Origin of the sequence: Corynebacterium sp. NML130628, assembly GCF_001875665.1 — a bacterium.
GTDB lineage: Bacteria > Actinomycetota > Actinomycetes > Mycobacteriales > Mycobacteriaceae > Corynebacterium.
The window spans coordinates 198379-215960 of record NZ_MLAL01000045.1; the positions used below are offsets into that span (position 1 = coordinate 198379).

Below are 17582 nucleotides of genomic sequence, written 5' to 3' on the forward strand. Positions count from 1 at the left end.
GCTCATTTCTCATTTCGTCCAAGGCACCTGCGTATCGACGCAGCATTCGCCTCCACAAGGTGTATATAGGTATCGGCCGGGCCAGCCCCTGGGGGATCCAACGTGTCGCCCCAGATCGGGCACACTTTAATGCCCAGTTGGGCGGCGGTTTCCGTCAGCACTGTGCTGCGTCCGGCAAGCTGCGGTTCCAGGAACACCGCGGGCACGTGCAGGTTCTCCAGCGTGCGGGTGAACGCGATGACATCGCGTGGGCTCGGTTCTACGCTCGGGTTTGGTGTAACAAACCCCGCAACGCGCAGCCCGTAAGCTCGCGCAAGGTAGGAGTAACCGTGGTGAGTGGTCACTAGGTTGCGTTGCTCTTCGGGGACCGCTGCGATAGCGTCACGCATTGCGTCATCCGCTTCGTTCAGTTGCTGGAGGTAATCGTGGGCGTTGGCCTGGTAGATTTCCGCGTGTCGCGGGTCCACTGCAGCCAACTCGTCGCGGATCACCTGAACGATCGCCTTCATCGCACGCACGTCATGCCACACGTGCGGATCCAGCTCGCCGTGCACGTGATTGCCGAGCACCGCCTGCGGCAGCAGATATGCTTCCTCCCCCGGGGTGCCCAAGAATCGGAACGCTCGCTCCGGCGGGATCGGCTGGAGCGTAGTGTTTGGCACCGTGACGGCAACGTTTTCGGGGTCGAGGCGGCCGTCGTCATCCGAATTGAGTACGAGATGGGCTGCCCCCTGCTCGTCGAGCTCAGCTGTGATGTCGACATGCCCCTTCTCCACCGCGTGCATCCCAGGCGCAACCCGCGCAGGATCCTGCCCCACCACGACCGTCACCGTCGATTGCGTATTTGCCCGTTCCGGCGCACCGACGGCATCGCGGATCTGCGCGTCAAACGTCAGCTTGTACACACCGGGTTTAGAAAACGCCCAGCTAAGGTGGGTATGTGCGTCGACAGGCAATGTTTTTGCGTCATGCTTATCCAGCCCGTCACGAGAGTTGAACACCACCTCCGGGGTGCCAAAAGTCCCCAGGATAAACGCGAAAGCGTCACCGGGGCCGTCAACATCTACAAGCTCCAGGTCCGCAACCCCCGTCGCCGACAGCTGCTGGCCCGTATCCACCCGCAGCCCGAGCCATACAGCGTCTAGACTCGCGTCCTCCACAAGTGGAATCGGCGCGAACCCGTAGCGCTGCGCTTCCTGTGCAAGAGGCACGACCGGCGTTGTCTCGCGGGCAGTCGCTGCGATCGTGTTGATCAGTGACTGCGGTTCCAGCAACAGACCGTTGGTAAAAACCGCATCTGCGTAAGCAATGTCGCGCGTGGCATGCAAGCTTGGCTCATAGCTGTGCGGGTCAACCCCACGCGCCATCAAGGCGTGCACATCAGCCGCCTCACCGGCAACGTTGTGCACCATGTCCGCCAAAATAGGTGTCGACGCCACCACCGACGCCTTCCCCTCCCCCACCGACTGCACACCCGGGGACCCACACGCACCAAGCAACGTCACGCACATCAATGCAGTGGCTCGACGAAAAAATTGACTCACCGGTGGCCACCAAAACCCCACACCGCAGCAACACGACGGCGCAACGACGCATCTAAGCACAACCAACCGGCACCAAAAACAAACACACCCAGACCAAGCACTGCTACTGGCAGCGTCATCACCGTAGTCCCCGTCTCCGCGAGAGTACCGCTACGCTGCGTGGGCGCAGACGCAGGTTCTTGCAACGACTGTTCCTGCGACTGACGCTGCTCCTTCCCAGACCCTTCGTCTGCTCCGGCCGCCGCCACTTGCTGGGCACATTCGCCCTCTGCCTCAAAGACGGAACCGAAATCGAAATGGCCATCGTCCGCGTTTCCTGAACCACCAACGTCAAAGGTGAGCGTCGCCTCTCCATTCACCGATTCACCATTGTTCGCTGTCGCACTTTGCCGCACAGTCACCGTATATGTTCCTGGTGCGCTAAACATCCAATTCGGGTGCACGTGCGAATTCGCCGGGATGGTGTGACTACCCTGGGCCTGCCCGTCGACTGCACGGAACCACTCTTCACCCACAACCCGACCGAGGCCACCTTGCGTAAACACAAACATTGTGCCAGGGCCGTCGAATCCCGTGACCTCCCACGTCACATCGCCCGATGTGTTCTCAAGCAGCGATGGGTGCTGCGTGTTCGCCCCGAGCCATGGCACGCCGGCCTGCTGGGTTGCTCCGATCAGCCACGCCGCACCAGCCGGGATAGGCCCTACAGGACTCGTGAGCTGCTGTTTCGCCGCATCCCCCAGGCCAAAGCGGAGCTCCGTGGGATCGCGCCACTCCGCCGGAACTGTACGGTCATCCTTCACCATCGGATGCAGCGCTGGGTGGCATTCGTCTGCGAAGGCTGGCGTCGATACGAAGAAGAACAGCAGTGTCGCCGCGAGCACTCGCAGCGTTTGGGTGACAGAAAAATTCACCTAATGAACATTATTTTCATTAGAGTCGACATGCAAATTGCGAGTTATCCACAGGCAATGAGAGGGCTCTTCCCGAACACTGCACAGCCACTTAAGTTAAAAGTATGAACTTCAAAACATTCCTAGAATCCATGTCCACGCAAGCCCTCGACACCTTGGACGGCTTCGATTACGACGCCGCCATCGAAGCCGGCGTCGACCCAACACGCGCACGCGCCTGGCGCCAACTCCACGAAATCTACTTCGGCCCCACAAAATCTCGACAGAAACAACGCCTCGCCGCAGAAAAAGCACGCCGCTACGGCTTCTCCCTCGACCAACTCGCCATGATCGAACGCAGACTACGCCCCATCAAATCTGCCCGAACCCGCACCAAACTGCGCCTGGTACTCCTCGACAGCAAAGGCACCTACAAAAAGCTCAGCGAACGCGCAAAAGCACTCCTCCCGAGCAACACCAAACCAGCCAAAGACCGCCTGACCTTTTCACCATCCCGCAACGGGCGTCGCACCATGACGCTCACCACCAACGAACGCGACCTCGCAGACCTCGAACACGCCCTCACCCGCGACATGGACCCCAAAACACCACCCAGCAAACACATGCTGCGCAGATTCCTCGACATCATACGTGGCGACGGCCACTCCGTCCCCCACGCCGTCCCACGCCCCCTCCTCCTCATCCCGCTACCACAGTGGATCCAGATCAAACGCGGCCACGGCGACGACACCACCCTCACCCTCACCGATGGCACCACCATGACCGGCGCCGAATACCTCAACAGCAGCGTCGCAACCAGCGACAACGAACTCGAGGCCGCCGTCTTCCACCCACAACACGGAGCAGTCAACCTCTACCGGACGCAACGCCTCGCCAATGACAAGCAACGCACCCTCGCCCGCGCCATCACTCCCGGTTGCCCGGTACCCGGCTGCCGCCACACCGCCGACGCCTGCGAAATCCACCACATCACCGCGTGGCAACACGGAGGAGAAACGAACATCGACAACCTGGCCCCGCTGTGTCGCTACCACAACCGCGTCAACGACGACGACCCGCAACGCGCCCGCCGCGGACGAATCGAACTTGTCAACGCACAGCCCCTCTGGCACTCACCGCGCGGCTACGCCACCACCAATCCAGTACACCGTCCAGGGGCTATGAAACTGCTGTACACATAGCAAAACGCCCACCACGGCATGGCCGAAGTGGGCGTCGAAAAGGGAAGGAAGCTTACGCCTTCTTCGCGTAGTCCTTCACAACGTTGGTGTCCACTGGGACGCCAGGGCCCTGCGTTGCGGAAACGGTGACCTTCTTCAGGTAAATACCCTTCGCGGATGCTGGCTTGAGGCGCAGCACCTCGTCGAGCAGGGCGCCGTAGTTCTCGGCGAGCTGCTCAGCGGTGAAGGATGCCTTACCGATCAGCGCGTGCAGGTTGGAAGCTTTGTCCACGCGGAACGCGATCTTGCCGCCCTTGGTCTCCTCGATCGCCTTCGCGACGTCGGTGGTGACGGTGCCGGTCTTTGGGTTCGGCATGAGGCCACGTGGGCCCAGGACGCGAGCGACGCGGCCAACCTTGGCCATCTGGTCCGGGGTCGCGATTGCGACGTCGAAGTCGATGGTGCCGGCGTTGATCTGCTCGATCAGAACGTCGGTGCCGACGATGTCAGCGCCTGCAGCCTCAGCCTTGGTTGCGTTCTCGCCCTCTGCGAACACAGCTACACGGACGGTCTTACCGGTGCCGTGTGGCAAGTTGACGGTGCCGCGGACCAGCTGGTCGGCCTTGCGAGGGTCGACGGATAGGCGCATTGCGACGTCGATGGTGGCGTCGTAGTTCTTGGAGGAGGTCTCCTGCGCCAGCTTGACGGCATCGAGTGGGTGGTAGAACGCGTCGCGGTCTACCTTTGCCAGCGTCTCGTTGTAGCGCTTGGACTTCTTAGCCATGTTGGTTTCCTTTCAGAAAATGGTGTTTTCAGGAAATGTGGTACGCGCCTGGCCGGCGCTCCCACGAACGGCGAGAACTACTTCTCGACCGTGATGCCCATGGAACGAGCGGTACCTGCGATGATCGCGGCGCCTGCCTCGATGTCGCGGGCGTTGAGATCCTTCTTCTTGGTCTCGGCAATTTCCTTGCACTGGTCCCAGGTGACAGAGCCAACCTTTTGGGTGTGCGGGATGCCGGAGCCCTTCTGCAGGCCAGCTGCCTTAAGAAGCAGAGATGCAGCCGGTGGGGACTTCAGGATGAAGTCGAAGGAGCGGTCTTCATACACGGTGATCTCAACCGGGATGATGTTGCCGCGCATGGACTCGGTTGCAGCGTTGTATGCCTTGGTGAACTCAACAATGTTGACACCGTGTGCACCCAGCGCAGGACCAACCGGCGGAGCCGGGTTTGCCATACCGGCCTCGATCTGCAGTTTGATCAGGCCGGTGACCTTCTTCTTAGCCATCGAATTACCTCAATTCCTTGGTACAGTGCCTCCTGCCACGATGACGGCAGAAACACTTCCGGATGCCCCGCTTGACGGAGCCACCGGGGAGAACGAAAAACGTCGCGGGCCTCTCGGCACACGCGACGTTTCACTTTACGCCCCGACACGGGACAAACGCAAACGGTTACATGATGCGTTCGATCTGGTCGGCGGTGAGCTCGACTGGAGTTTCGCGGCCGAAGATGGACACGAGCGCTTGAATCTTGCCGGTTTCTTCGTCGATCTCGGAAATGGTGGCGGACACGGACGCCAACGCCCCGGACAGGATGGTGACGGCTTCGCCGACCTTGTAGTCGTGGTCGATCTTCTTCGGCGCTGCCTCCTCCGGCATTGCCACGACGGTCTCGCCCTCGGCGTTCGGTTTGCTGTCTTCGCCGGTGACTGGCTCCGCCTTCGGCATGAGGAATTTTGCCACGTCGCGATGCTTGACCGGGGTGGCGTTGCCTTCGTTGCCTACGAAGCTGGTCACGCCTGGGGTCTCGCGGACAACGGACCAGGCGGCGTCGTTCATGTCCATGCGGACCAGGACGTAGCCCGGCAGCAGCTTGCGCTTCACAAGCTTTTTCTTGCCGTCTTTGTTTTCGATGGCCTGCTCGATCGGCACGACAACGTCGTAAATGGAGTCCTCCACCTCGAGCGTCTGAATACGCATGTCGAGGTTGGTCTTCACTTTGTTCTCGTAGCCGGAGTAGGACTGGATGATGTACCACTCGCCTGGCAGCTTCTTCAGTTCGCGGACGTACTTGCGAAGGCGCGCGCGGTACTCGGAGTCCTCGTCAGCCTGTGAAGCCTCCACAGCCTCCGTCGGCTCTGCGAGTGGCGACTCGGCCGCGTTGAGGTCTGCCTCCTGCACAGGCTCCTCGACAACTTCGACAGCCTCAGTGGCTTCCGCCGTTTCCGGATCGGTAGCCTCGCTCACGGCGCCACCTTCGGCAACCATTTCTTCTTCGGCGTGGAGCTCAGCAGTCTGCTCTGTTGCTTCGGACGATTCGGGCGCTTCGAGGTCCGTGTTTTCCTGGTTTCCCGGCTCGGTGCTCATGGTGTTTCTCCTTGGTGTGGCAAAAACTAATCCCGCCTTCCCTCGGGTTTGAGGTGGCGGGACAATCACGTGTTTTACATGTTAGCGGATGAGCACCCACTGCACCAACATGGTGCCGAGGTGGTCGGTTCCCCACACGAGTGCGGTGAGCACGATGAGGAAAGCGAATACGACGAGGGTGTAGTTGAGCATCTGGTTTCCGGTTGGCCAGATGACTTTGCGCATTTCCTGGACGACTTCACCCGGGAACGCGCCTGGGCCGCCTCCGAGGGATTCTTCGCGGTCCTCTTCCTGCTTTGCGGGTGCCCGCTTCTCTTCGTAGGAAGCGGATGAAACAGAGGAAACCCCGCGCAGCTGGCGCTTGCCGGTTGGCTGTGCTGGGTTGTGTTCTTGCGGATTAGTCAAAAGAACTCCTCTAACTACAAGTTTTGGCAGGGGCGACAGGACTCGAACCTGCAACCTACGGTTTTGGAGACCGTTGCGCTACCAATTGCGCCACGCCCCTAGGACACTGTGAACAGTGTTCCTAACCCTACCACGGGAAACGCGTTTCCCGTTTTGAGGTGAGTAGCGATGGCGAGAATTGAACTCGCGACACAGCGATTATGAGTCGCTTGCTCTACCACTGAGCTACACCGCCATGTGTTTGCCGCCACGAGGACTATACAAACAACAGAGCCCCCTGTCAGAATCGAACTGACGACCTTTTCCTTACCATGGAAACGCTCTGCCGACTGAGCTAAGGGGGCACAGCCTCTGTGTTGTGAACTCACCGTTTCGGCGTGTCCGCTCCGTTGAAGCCTTTGAAAGAGTAACCCGCTTCTACCATTGAACGCAAATCGCCAGGTAGCAATAGCTTTTCGACGCCCTCTTCGCATGCTTATAACGCAACACCTGAAGATGGAAAAGGCCCGCCCCTCACAGAACGCGAGGGGCGGGCTTTCGGTGCCAGGTAGAAGATTCGAACTTCTGAAGGCGTACGCCGGCGGATTTACAGTCCGCTTCCTTTGGCCACTCGGACAACCTGGCATGCACCGTAAGTGCGTGGACTACTTTACATCAACGTACCCGCAAGAACGCAAATCGCGTGGCCAGAGCCGCTATCCGGCGCTATCCGACGCGTTCGATCGCGTAGACGGAGACTTGGCGCAGCGCTTGGTTTGCGGGGCCGTCGGGAAGGAAGTCGAGTTCGCGTTCGACGATGTCGAGGTACTCCTGCACGGTGTCGAGTGAGCGCTGGCGACCTTGCGTTTGGCTGAGCAGGTCGATGGCACGCTCGACGTCGGCGTCGTTGTCGAGTGGGCCGGTGAGCAGGCCGCGGAGTTCTTCGGCGGCTGGCGAGTCCTCTTCGAGTGCGTAGAGCACCGGGAGGGTGAATACGCCCTCACGGAGGTCTGTGCCGGGCGTTTTCCCGGATTGGGCGCTGTCGGAGAAGATGTCGATGATGTCGTCGACGATCTGGAAAATCATGCCGATGGCGCTGCCCATCCGGGAGCAGCTTTCAACGATGTCGCGCGACGCCCCGGAGTGCAACGAGCCGAGGTAGGCGGCGGAGGCGATGAGGACGGCGGTTTTGCCGTCGATAACTTTGAGGTAGTGCTCGACTGGATCTTCCCCCTGGGCGCCGACGGTTTCGCGCATTTGGCCGGTGACGAGGCCTTGGAAGGTGTCTGCGAAGTGGGCGACGGTAGCGGTGTCGATTTCGCTCATGAGCCTGGAGGCGTGGGCGAAGAGGATATCGCCGGCGAGGATGGCGACGGTGTTGTTCCACCGCATGTTGGCGGAGTCGACGCCGCGGCGTTTTTCGGCTTCGTCCATGACGTCGTCGTGGTACAGGGTGGCCAGGTGCACCATTTCGGTGATGGTGGCCCCTTTGATGACGTTGGTGGTGCCAGGGTTGGGCCCGAATTCGCTGCAGAGCAGTGCCACAAGTGGGCGGAAGCGTTTGCCGCCGGCGGCTGCTAGGTGCATCACTTTGTCGGTGATGAACGCTTCACCTTGCTGGAGCCGCTCCCTGAGCAGGGTTTCGACCTCGCCCATGCCGTTTGTAACACGCTCGGTGAGGGCGTCGTCGCCTAGGTCCATGCGAAAGCCATGGCGTGGTGACGGTGTTATGCCGTTGGTCATCGATGATGTCCTTGCAGGTTAAAGTACTCATTGCGCCATTCCCGGGGCATGTGGGGGCGCGGTTAACATCACTAACCGTAGTCCACACCCTCAAATTTTTGCAGTAATGGGGTGTGCCTGCGCTATCTGGCACAATGTGGACTCGTGACTGAGTTTGTTGATTGCGTAGTTGTGGGCGCGGGCCCGTCGGGGGCCACGGCGGCCATCGCGGCCCAGAGGGCTGGGTTTTCAACCCTGCTTATCGACGCCTCTTCGCCCGGCCGCGACAAAACCTGCGGCGACGGTCTGACTCCGCGGGCGGTACACACACTGCGTCGCTTAGGGCTAGAGCACGTGTTGCCCTCCTACCGCAATAAGGGTCTGCGGTTGCACGGGTACGGGGGTGACGTGATTGCCCCGTGGCCGGATGGGATGTATGGCACGGATGGTTCCGCGAGCCCGCGCGCGACGTTTGATGCGGCGTTGGTCGCGGAGGCTGCGGCCGCGGGGGCCACGGTGTGGCAGGACTGCCCCGCAACGGACGTGACGTTCGGCGCCGACGGTGTGATCGAGGCGGTGCACACCGCGCGTGGCGAGGTGCGCTGCCGCTGGGTGGTTGTGGCCGATGGGGTGCGTTCGACCTTCGGCAAGCTGTTGGGCCGCACGTGGCACAAGGGCGAGGTGTTTGGGATCGCGGCGCGATCCTACTGCGCCTCCCCCATGTCCGGGGAGCCGTGGATGCATTCGCACGTGGAACTTCGCGACGACACCGGCACCATCCAGCCGGGCTACGGGTGGATCTTCCCGCTCGGCGACGGCACCGTAAACCTTGGTTGCGGCGCCCTGTCTACGAATGCTCGCCCGGCGCGGGTGAACACGAAGAAGTTGCTGCACCAGTACGCGGACCAGCAGCGTGATACCTGGGCCCTGGGCGAGCCGCAGCGGGTCACGAGCGCGTTGCTCCCGATGGGTGGCGCGGTGTCGAACGTGGCGGGACCGAACTGGGTGCTGATCGGGGATGCGGCGGCGTGCGTCAACCCGCTCAACGGCGAGGGCATCGATTACGGGATGGAGACCGCCGTCATGGCGGTGGAACTGCTGCAGGAAGGCAAGGATTGCACGCTGGCGTGGCCGCTGCTCCTGCGGGAGGCGTACGGCCAGGCGTTCGCGCTGGCGCGCACCGCGGCCCGCCTGCTGACCTACCCGCAGTTCTTGCCGGTGGCAGGCCCGCTGGCGCTGCGTGGCGTGGCGGGGCGCCACCTGATGCCGGCGGCGGCGCGCCTGATGGGCAACCTGGTCACCGAAGAGGACACGGACTTGATTTCGCGTGCGTGGCGCGCCGCCGGGCGCGTGGTTCCGGTCAACGCGCCGCTGTGGGACGCTACGCTGTAGGTTTCACGGCGCTGTGCAGCGCCACGATGCCCAGCGAGAGGTCCTGCCAGCCGGCACCCGTCCAGCCGTTGTGGTTGATGGCGGCGGCCAACTCCTCCTGGTGTGGCCACGCCCGGATGGATTCGGCGAGGTACTCGTAGGCTTCCGCGTTGGAGGAGAACACTTTCGCCAGCAGCGGCAGCGCGACCGGGAGGTATTGCTTGTAGAAGGTGCGGAAGCCGGGGACGATGGGCGTCGAAAATTCGTTGACGAGCAGGCGGCCGCCAGGTTTGGTCACGCGCGCCATTTCGCGCAGGCCGGCTTCGAAGTCGTAGACGTTGCGTAGGCCGTAGGAGATGGTGACGGCGTCGAAGGTGTTGTCGGCGAACGGCAGGTGCATCGCGTCGCCGACGACCTTGGGGACGTCGCGGTCGCGGCCGGCCGCGAGCATGCCCTGGGAGAAGTCGCAGGCGACGACCCACGCACCGGACTTCGCCAGTTCGACGGTGGACACGGCGGTGCCGGCGGCGAGGTCGAGTACCTTCTCCCCCGGTTTCAAGTTGAGTCGCTCGCGGGCGCGCCTGCGCCAGTACTTGTCCAGCCCAAACGACAACACGGTGTTGGTGATGTCGTATTTTTCGCCGACGCCGTCAAACATGCCCGCTACGTCGAAGGGCTTCTTCTCCAGATCTGCCTTGGCCATAACGCTCTACTGTAGCGCGCGCCGTGCCTTCTCGTAATACTCGATGAGTTGCTGGCACAGCGCGTCCCACGTTTTGCCGGAGACCGACTCGCGCGCCGCCACCCGCAGGGCCTGCCACCGGGCCTCGTCGAGGCACCACGCGACGGCGTTTGGCAGTTCGGTGGTGAAGGTGGGGACGTCGAGAAGGCGGCCGTTGGTCCCGTCGACAATGAGGTCGATGGGGCCGCCGGCGCGCGGCGCGATGGTGGGCACCCCGCTGGCCTGGGCTTCTTGGATGGTTTGGCAGAAGGTTTCGAATTCGCCGGGGTGCACGAAGACGTCGAAGCTGGCGTAGGCGCGGGCGAGTGCCTCGCCGGTGAGCGGGCCGCAGAACACGGCGCCGGGGAGGGCGGCGCGCAGGTCGTGGGCCTCGGGGCCGCCGCCAACGATCACCACTTGGAGGTCGTCGCGTCCGCAGAGCGGGGCAAGCCGGTGCACGCTTTTCTCGGCGGCGAGGCGCCCGACGAAGCCGACGATGCGTCTGCGCCCGCTCGGGTCCCAGCCGCGGCGCAGCTCTTCGCTGCGGCGACGGGGGTGGTAGAGGGTGGCGTCGACGCCCCTGCCCCAGGTGTGGACCCGCTCGATGCCGTGGGCGCTCAGTTGGTCCACCGCCGCAGACGAGGGAGCGAGCGTGAGCTGGCACGCGTTGTGCAGCCGGCGCGTCCAGTCCCACGCAAGCTTCGCCAGCGCCGGCAGGTGGTACTTCGTGGCGAAGCCCGCCACGTCCGTTTGGTAGAGCGCCACCGCGGGCACCCCGAGCTGGCGGGCTGCGAACGCGCCCGCCGCCCCGAGCACGAACGGGCTTGCCAGGTGCACCACGTCCGGCTGGAAGGCCGCGAGTGCTGCGCGCACGGCCCCGGTGGGCACCCCGACGGGCAGCGAGTCAATGAGCGGGACGCGGACGGTGGGTACGCGGACCACGCGGAAGCCCCGGTAGTCAGGGATTTCCTCCTGGTGCTCGCGGGCACCGGGGGCGATCACGAGGGCGTCGTGCCCGCGTTCACGGAGGTGGTCGAGCACGCGCAGGACGGAGTTGGTCACCCCGTTGACGTTCGGCAGGAAGGACTCGGCGACGATGGCCACACGCATCCGCTACGCCTCCCCCTCGTGCTCCCCGCGTACGAAGCGGCCCACGCCCTTCCACGCCGCCGCTGCCACCAGCGTTGCCACCACGGCGACGGACAGCGCGGGGATCAGCGCCAGCGTCCAGCCGCGGCCCTCGACCTTGACCAGGTCAGGGTCGGTGCGCGAGTACGTCACCCACACCTGCTGCCCCTCGTTGAGCCCGGTTGGGTACAGCAGCCCGGTCGCCGGGGAGTGGGTGCGGCCGCGGTCGTCTTGGTACTCCACGGTGGTGCGGGTGGCGCTCACGGCGGTGACGGTGGCCAGGCCGCGGCCGGGGTCGCGGGCGATGCGCCAGTCGTTGATGGCGGGGCCCGCGACCATCGCGAGCACGCCGATCATCGTGCAGGTGTACAGCGCCAGCACGAGCTGCTGGGCGCGGCGTTTCCAGCGGATCACTTCTGCAGCCGCTGCGCGAGTGCTCGCCGGGTGGACCGTGTGGTGCACGCTTCCACCACGGTGATGGGGTTGGGCTGCGTCTCCAGTTCAAGCAGCACCTCGTGCAGTTCGGCGAGGGTTTCGGCGCGGCGGTAGTCGGCACCGTAGGCTTCCGCCAGCTTTTCGACGTCCACTCCGTGCCTCGTACCAAACGCCCTCTCGAAGTCGTCCCGGACGGACTGCGACCCGACCTCCAACGTTTCGAAGATGCCGCCGCCGTCGTCGTTGGCCACCACGATGGTCAGGTTGCCTGGGTGCGGCTCCCCCGGCCCGATGAGGAGCCCGCCGGCGTCGTGGAGGAAGGTGAGGTCCCCCATGAGTGCGACGGTGCGCGGTGCCCGGATCTCGTCCGGGTGGAGACGCTGCGTGGCAAGTGCGACGCCGACCGCCTGGGAGACGGTGCCGTCGATGCCTGCGGCGCCGCGTGGGGAGACGGTGGGCACACCGTCAAACGGCATACCGACGAAGGAAGCGTCCCGCACCGGGTTCGACGCCCCAAGCACCAGCGTGTCCCCCACCCCGAGGGTGTCGCAGACAGCAGCGGCGACGTGCATGCCGGTGAAACCGTAGTCGACGTCGGCGAGGGCGTCGCGAACCGTGTTCGCGCCGACGCCACCCGCTGCCTCACAGATGGTGATCCACTGCTGGCGCGGCTGCCCCGTCGCGTTGACGCGGGAGGCACGCAGCTGCGGGTTGCCCGTGAACGTGTCGGTGCGCGAAATGCCGATCACCGTGATGTCCGGGTCGGCGAGCAACGCCATCACGTCGCGGTGCAGTGTCGGGTGCCCAACCACGATGATCTGTTCCGGCTTCGTGGACGCGGCGAAATCGCCACCGTCGTGACTAATCGCGACCTCGCTCTGCGCGAAAAAGCGCGCCGCCAACGGGTGCACCTGGTGGAACGGGGTCGGCGCGGTCGGCTCCGCGATGGTGGGCACGTGCTCCAACCCGGGCACGTCCCAGGCCTCGTCGCCGGCGATGACCAGCGTGTCCTTCGTCAGGTCGACATCCACGGCACCGTGGTCACGCCACGCCGGATTCGTGGACAGGCGGCCCGGGCCCACCCGGCGCGGCTGCCCCACCGGCTCCGGCAACGCATCCGGCACCAGCGGAGTATCCAGGGCGACGTTCACGTGCACCTGGGTGTCGCTAAAGTCCAGCGCGCGGGCATCCTCCACTGTGGTGACCTGCTGCGTGCGCGCGTAGTGGCCAAAAATGCCCTGCTGCCAAATCGTCTGGGAGGCCCCAGTACCGACCATCCACTCGGGGCGGTCAGCGCTGATGACGGCCAGCGGCACGTGCGCCATGTGCGCCTCCACCATGGCGGGCAGCGTGTTGGCGACAGCGGTGCCGGACGTCATCACTACGCCGACGTGGCGGCGCTGCACGCGCGCCATGCCGAGGGCGGCAAAGGAGGCGGAGCGTTCGTCGATACGCATGTGGACTGTGATGTCCCTGCGTGCGAGCAACGCGTACGCGAGCGGCGAGTTGCGCGACCCGGGGCACATCACCACATCGGTGACATGCTGCGACACTACTTCGGCGACCTGGCAGGCAATATCCATCGAGTTCATGGCCACCTACCTTACTGGCCCTGCATGGCGCTTTCCGCGCCGGAGACAAGATCATCGAAGAGACCACGCAACTCGGACGGCACCTCCACCGGGGGCTCGGTCGGTGCCACGGTCTCCCCGCTCTCCCCACGCCCTCGATCCGGCAGCAACTTCGGCCGCTTCATGGTTGTCTCCGTGACCGTCTCCGTGGACACGGCGGTCTCGGTCACCATCACGGTGGACGTCACCGGTGGCTTGTTGGCCTCGGCGGCGGCGCTGCGCCACAAGAAGAACAACACGGTGCCCGCGCACAGCGCCACAGCAAGCGCAATCCCCAGCCCGATTGCGAGCCCGTTGGAGCGCTTCGGCTCCGGCTCGTAATAGGGCTGGGGGTCGCCGTAATAGGCTTCCGGCTCGTAGTACTGCGTTTGGTGCTGCGGATCCGGGAAGTACTGCTTCGGACGTTGCTGGTTATCCATGCTGCTAGCGTACCGCTAGAGCACCAAACCAAACACCGGCACCGCCAGGAAGTAGGTCACCACAGTAATCAGGGCCAAGGAGATGATGTTGAGCCACAGGCCGCCCTTGAGCATCTCGCTCATGGTGACGTAGCCGGAGGAGTACGCAATCGCGTTCGGCGGGGTTGCCACCGGGAGCATGAACGCACAGGTTGCGGACAGCGCCACAGGGATGGCCAGCAGCAAGATATTCATCTCGGTTGCTTCGGTCAGGCCGATACCAACCGCGACACCACCCATGATCGGGAGGAAGGTTGCGGCGGTTGCCGTGTTCGAGGTCAGCTCGGTCAGGCCAAGCACCAGTGCGGCGACAGCCATGATGAGCAGAATCGTCGGCAGCACAGCGAGGCCCTTTGCAGCTTCACCGATCCAGAGGGACAAGCCGGTGGAGGTGAACATCGCGGACAAGGACAGGCCACCACCGAACAGCAGCAGAACGTCCCACGGCATCTCGTTGGCGGTCTCCCAGTCCATCAGGCGCTTGCCCTGCTTCGTGCCCGGCACGATGAACATCAGCAGGCCGGCAATGATGCCAACGATGGCGTCGTTGTACGGGAACTCCCACCCAAACTGCTTGATACCAAGCGGGATGAAGATCCACGCCAAGGCTGCGATGAGGAAGATGATGCCGACGGCCACCTGCGGGAACGTCCAAGCACCCAGCTTGCGGTACTCCTCATCGATGAGCTCCTTACCACCAGGGATCCGGTCGATCTCAGGCTTGAACACGTTGATGAGCACCACCCAGGCGATGACGGTCAGCAGGATCGCCATTGGCATACCTACCAGCATCCACTGACCGAACCCGATCGTGATGTCGTGTGCTTCCTTCATGTAGCCGGCCAGCAGGGCGTTCGGCGGGGTACCGATCAGGGTGCCCAGGGAACCGGTGGACGCGGAATACGCGATAGCCAGCATCAGCGCGGTAGCGAAGCGCTTCTGGTTCTGCATGCCACCGACGGAGTCAGCGGTCAGGGTCAGCACGGAAACACCGATCGGGAGCATGACCACGGCCGTTGCGGTATTGGATACCCACATGGACATGAAGCCGGTGGCCAGCATGAATCCCAGGATGATGCGCTTCGGGCTCGTGCCCACGATGCGCACCACCACCAGCGCCAACCTGCGGTGCAGGTTCCAGCGCTGCAGGCCAAGCGCCATGAGGAAGCCACCCATGAATAGGAAGATCGTGGCGGATGCGTACGGCCCGGAGACCGCGCTGAACTTGGCCACCCCCATCACGGGGAAGATCGCGATCGGCAACAACGCGGTGGCCGCCAGCGGGATCGCCTCGGTCATCCACCACGCTGCCATCAGCACCGTGGTCGCGGCGACGACGCGCATGACGTCGGCGTCGTAGGTCGTTTCAGGGTCAGCCCCCGAGGACTGGCTCACGGTATCAGCCGCGCTGGCTGGGAAGATGTAATACACCAACAGCGCGAGCAGCACGCCCGCAATCAGCCCAATGAGCTGGCGGCGCCACTCACCCGGTTCCGGCGATTTAGCAAGATCGCCATCAGAAAGTGCAGACGATTCGTGGATCACGGGAGTCGACATTTTCGATCCTTTCGAACAGGATTCACACAACAGCTAAAAAGGTGATCTTTCACACCCTCGCATGGGAGACGTTACGCCCTCACACATCAAATGTCGCAAGAATGCACAGATTAATCAAACATTTCCACCCCCGGCAGGTAGCGTTTTTACCCCCGCATGGTGTCCATACAGTCCCGAACGCGCTGAAACCACCAGTCGCGACGCTCGGCGGGCGCCCGAAGTTCATGGAGTCGCGCCGGATCGGGGGTAACAGGGGTGGCTTCGAGGCAGCCATCGACGAGCGGTCGCGGCGTTGCGACGTCCTCTACGAACAACCGCTGCGTGGCCAAGCCCGCCGCGCGCGAGTCAGCAACACGCGCCGCCACCAGCCCCGCGTACATCCCCACCGCGGTATCCAGGGCGCTGGCCACCGTCACGTCCATCCCCAGGTCCCGCTTCAGCGCCAGCAGGCGCCGCACCCCGCCGAGTGGCGCCACCTTCAGCACCGCCACATCCGCAGCCCCCAATCGCGCAACCCGCAGCGGGTCCGCCGCACGCCGGATCGACTCGTCCGCCGCAATCGGCGTACGCACCCAGGCACGCACCGCCGCCAACTCCTCCACGTTCTCACACGGCTGCTCGATGTACTCCAGCTCCCCCAACGCTTCGGCGGCGCGCACCGCCTCCTCGACGCTCCACCCCCGGTTCGCGTCCACGCGCAGGGTCGCGTCGGGGCGCAGCTCGCGTACCCGCTCGACGCGCGCAACATCCTCGGCGAGGGTTTGGCCAACCTCGGCTACCTTGATCTTGAACGTCCCGATACCCGGGAAACGCTCGAGGACCTCCTCCACGCCGGCGGCATCCACCGCGGGCACCGTACCGTTGACCGGCACCGGCCCGGAAGCCTCCGGCAACCCCTCAAACGCGGCCTCCAGCCCGGCGCGCAACCACTGCGCGGACTCCCCCGGGCCGTACTCCACAAAGGGAGAGAACTCGCCCCAACCGGAGGGGCCGTCGATAAGCAGGGCCTCGCGCGTGGTGATCCCGCGGAACCTCACCGCCATGGGCAGGGCTACGACGTGGGAGCGTTCGAGAATGTCATCGAGAGCGGGGATCATGCCCCAATGCTAGCTTCGGACCGAAAGGCAGAGTGCTGCGACCACCCCGGAAAGCGTCTCCGCGTGGAATGAACGGTTCCAAGCATGAATGAAGCGAAAGAACTAGGTTTCATCGCCAAACCACCAGCTCCGCGCGTTAACGCGAACGGACCGGCCCAGGATCTGTCCATGGACTTCACGTTTACCCCCAGTACCGTTGGCATTCGACGAACCCCTCGTGCTACGAAGCGCAGGCAGCTGGTCCATTCCGGCGCAACTTGCTCACACGAGCGGGACAACGGACCCAGCCAAGCTTCCCGCGACGCAGCGACAAATTGGGCACTTAGCAAAGCGGGCCCCGGTTACAACACCCCCGGCGCTGGCTACAGATACAACTTTGCTTTTAACAAGGATTTGAATGCAGACACTTTCAATTGCTCTTCGCTAGTTTGGGCTTCGTACATGGTCGCTACAAACGGAGTAGTCAACTTGGATGCTAACGGAGGGCCAGGTGTGTATCCGTCTGATGTAAGGGATGATGACCAAGTAATCTCATACTAGGACTTCGAATAAGGATCAACTCATGCGAAGCAGATCACGCGGCACCGTAGTGGTGGCCCTCGTACTGTCCTTCACTATTGCCTCCCTCCTTATATTTCGTATCCTCCCGGACCGAAGCGAGGGGGCCGAGCAGGGATGGGCCACGTCAGGTAATTACATCGTTTCTTACGGGCCAGTAATGGAGCCATATCCATCTACAACGGATAATACTTACTACCTCTATTCTCCATCCGGGGAAGAGCTCGGACATGAAAAAGGGACAGGGAGCTGGACCCCCGTAGCCCTTCCCACACGTGGGGGAAGCTATCTGTATTTCGCCGACAAAATACGCCAATTAGGGGGCAGCGGGAGTGAGATTGCCGTGCCAGATCGAAGTCCTATTGTAAATTTTGATGGGTCCCCAAACGGAAGTTTCTCCGTCGCGCCGCCCGCCGTTGAGTTGTGAACCCCCGTCGACTCGTTTGAATAAAACTTACTATACCCGCTGGTAAACAGCAAGATCACGCCCTATATTAATCCCCACCAACTGCGGTGGGGCCTTATAGGCTG

At 63.3% G+C, this 17582-nt stretch carries 16 protein-coding genes and 4 tRNA genes; 2 read left to right on the top strand and 18 right to left on the bottom strand.

Features of this window, described 5'->3' with window-relative positions; genetic code table 11:
* Window positions 1-2 precede the first annotated feature (2 nt).
* Together BJP07_RS10685 and BJP07_RS10690 are read right to left on the bottom strand one after the other, a co-directional pair.
* Complete coding sequence (locus BJP07_RS10685; protein WP_071567425.1) at window positions 3-1511, bottom strand: anchored repeat ABC transporter, substrate-binding protein; 1509 nt, start codon at window positions 1509-1511, stop codon at window positions 3-5.
* A gap of 29 nt (window positions 1512-1540) precedes the next feature.
* The gene (locus BJP07_RS10690) at window positions 1541-2458 is read right to left on the bottom strand and encodes a TIGR03773 family transporter-associated surface protein (RefSeq protein ID WP_071567426.1); all 918 of its coding nucleotides are present in this window, start codon (window positions 2456-2458) and stop codon (window positions 1541-1543) included.
* 104 nt (window positions 2459-2562) lie between these two features.
* On the opposite strand from BJP07_RS10690, the gene BJP07_RS10695 reads away from it, so the two are divergent.
* Window positions 2563-3639 carry an HNH endonuclease signature motif containing protein gene (locus tag BJP07_RS10695; RefSeq protein ID WP_071567427.1) on the top strand — a complete coding sequence of 359 codons (1077 nt, stop codon included), beginning with the start codon at window positions 2563-2565 and terminating at the stop codon, window positions 3637-3639.
* 52 nt (window positions 3640-3691) lie between these two features.
* Here the strand turns inward: BJP07_RS10695 and rplA are convergent, their stop codons facing one another.
* The 9 genes from rplA to BJP07_RS10740 all read right to left on the bottom strand — a co-directional run bounded on the left by rplA (window position 3692) and on the right by BJP07_RS10740 (window position 8116).
* Window positions 3692-4402: a 50S ribosomal protein L1 gene (gene rplA / locus BJP07_RS10700; RefSeq protein ID WP_071567428.1), complete on the bottom strand. Its 711-nt coding sequence runs from the start codon at window positions 4400-4402 to the stop codon at window positions 3692-3694.
* Between the two features lie 77 nt (window positions 4403-4479).
* Window positions 4480-4908, bottom strand: coding sequence for a 50S ribosomal protein L11 (gene rplK / locus BJP07_RS10705; protein ID WP_071567429.1), 429 nt, complete (start codon window positions 4906-4908; stop codon window positions 4480-4482).
* Between the two features lie 166 nt (window positions 4909-5074).
* Complete coding sequence (gene nusG, locus BJP07_RS10710; RefSeq protein WP_071567430.1) at window positions 5075-5989, bottom strand: transcription termination/antitermination protein NusG; 915 nt, start codon at window positions 5987-5989, stop codon at window positions 5075-5077.
* Window positions 5990-6070: 81 nt separating this feature from the next.
* Window positions 6071-6394 carry a preprotein translocase subunit SecE gene (gene secE / locus BJP07_RS10715; protein WP_071567431.1) on the bottom strand — a complete coding sequence of 108 codons (324 nt, stop codon included), beginning with the start codon at window positions 6392-6394 and terminating at the stop codon, window positions 6071-6073.
* Window positions 6395-6418: 24 nt separating this feature from the next.
* Window positions 6419-6494 (bottom strand) — tRNA-Trp (locus BJP07_RS10720).
* A gap of 63 nt (window positions 6495-6557) precedes the next feature.
* Window positions 6558-6629: transfer RNA gene (locus tag BJP07_RS10725), tRNA-Met, on the bottom strand.
* Window positions 6630-6665: 36 nt separating this feature from the next.
* Window positions 6666-6738 (bottom strand) — tRNA-Thr (locus tag BJP07_RS10730).
* A 197-nt stretch (window positions 6739-6935) separates the two neighbouring features.
* Window positions 6936-7018: transfer RNA gene (locus tag BJP07_RS10735), tRNA-Tyr, on the bottom strand.
* An 81-nt stretch (window positions 7019-7099) separates the two neighbouring features.
* Window positions 7100-8116, bottom strand: a complete 1017-nt coding sequence (locus BJP07_RS10740; protein WP_071567432.1) for a polyprenyl synthetase family protein — start codon at window positions 8114-8116, stop codon at window positions 7100-7102.
* A 144-nt stretch (window positions 8117-8260) separates the two neighbouring features.
* Between BJP07_RS10740 and BJP07_RS10745 the strand changes: the two genes are divergently transcribed.
* Window positions 8261-9487, top strand: a complete 1227-nt coding sequence (locus BJP07_RS10745; protein ID WP_071567433.1) for a geranylgeranyl reductase family protein — start codon at window positions 8261-8263, stop codon at window positions 9485-9487.
* Here BJP07_RS10745 and BJP07_RS10750 read toward each other — a convergent pair.
* From BJP07_RS10750 to BJP07_RS10780, 7 genes are all read right to left on the bottom strand, one after another.
* Entirely contained in the window at window positions 9477-10169 is a 693-nt protein-coding gene (locus tag BJP07_RS10750) for a demethylmenaquinone methyltransferase (protein WP_071567434.1), read from the bottom strand. The genes BJP07_RS10745 and BJP07_RS10750 overlap by 11 nt on opposite strands.
* Window positions 10170-10175: 6 nt before the next feature.
* On the bottom strand, window positions 10176-11297 hold the full coding sequence (locus BJP07_RS10755) for a glycosyltransferase family 1 protein (RefSeq protein WP_083584215.1): 1122 nt from the start codon (window positions 11295-11297) through the stop codon (window positions 10176-10178).
* Between the two features lie 3 nt (window positions 11298-11300).
* Window positions 11301-11777, bottom strand: coding sequence for a DUF3592 domain-containing protein (locus tag BJP07_RS10760; RefSeq protein WP_369822356.1), 477 nt, complete (start codon window positions 11775-11777; stop codon window positions 11301-11303).
* A complete protein-coding gene (gene menD, locus BJP07_RS10765; protein WP_071567435.1) occupies window positions 11726-13342 on the bottom strand; it encodes a 2-succinyl-5-enolpyruvyl-6-hydroxy-3-cyclohexene-1-carboxylic-acid synthase in 1617 nt (538 codons plus the stop codon). The genes BJP07_RS10760 and menD overlap by 52 nt, the downstream gene beginning before the upstream one ends.
* Before the next feature lie 11 nt (window positions 13343-13353).
* Window positions 13354-13800 carry a hypothetical protein gene (locus BJP07_RS10770; RefSeq protein WP_071567436.1) on the bottom strand — a complete coding sequence of 149 codons (447 nt, stop codon included), beginning with the start codon at window positions 13798-13800 and terminating at the stop codon, window positions 13354-13356.
* A gap of 15 nt (window positions 13801-13815) precedes the next feature.
* Window positions 13816-15396: a DASS family sodium-coupled anion symporter gene (locus tag BJP07_RS10775; RefSeq protein WP_071567437.1), complete on the bottom strand. Its 1581-nt coding sequence runs from the start codon at window positions 15394-15396 to the stop codon at window positions 13816-13818.
* A 146-nt stretch (window positions 15397-15542) separates the two neighbouring features.
* A complete protein-coding gene (locus BJP07_RS10780) occupies window positions 15543-16493 on the bottom strand; it encodes an o-succinylbenzoate synthase (RefSeq protein WP_071567438.1) in 951 nt (316 codons plus the stop codon).
* Window positions 16494-17582: the final 1089 nt, after the last annotated feature.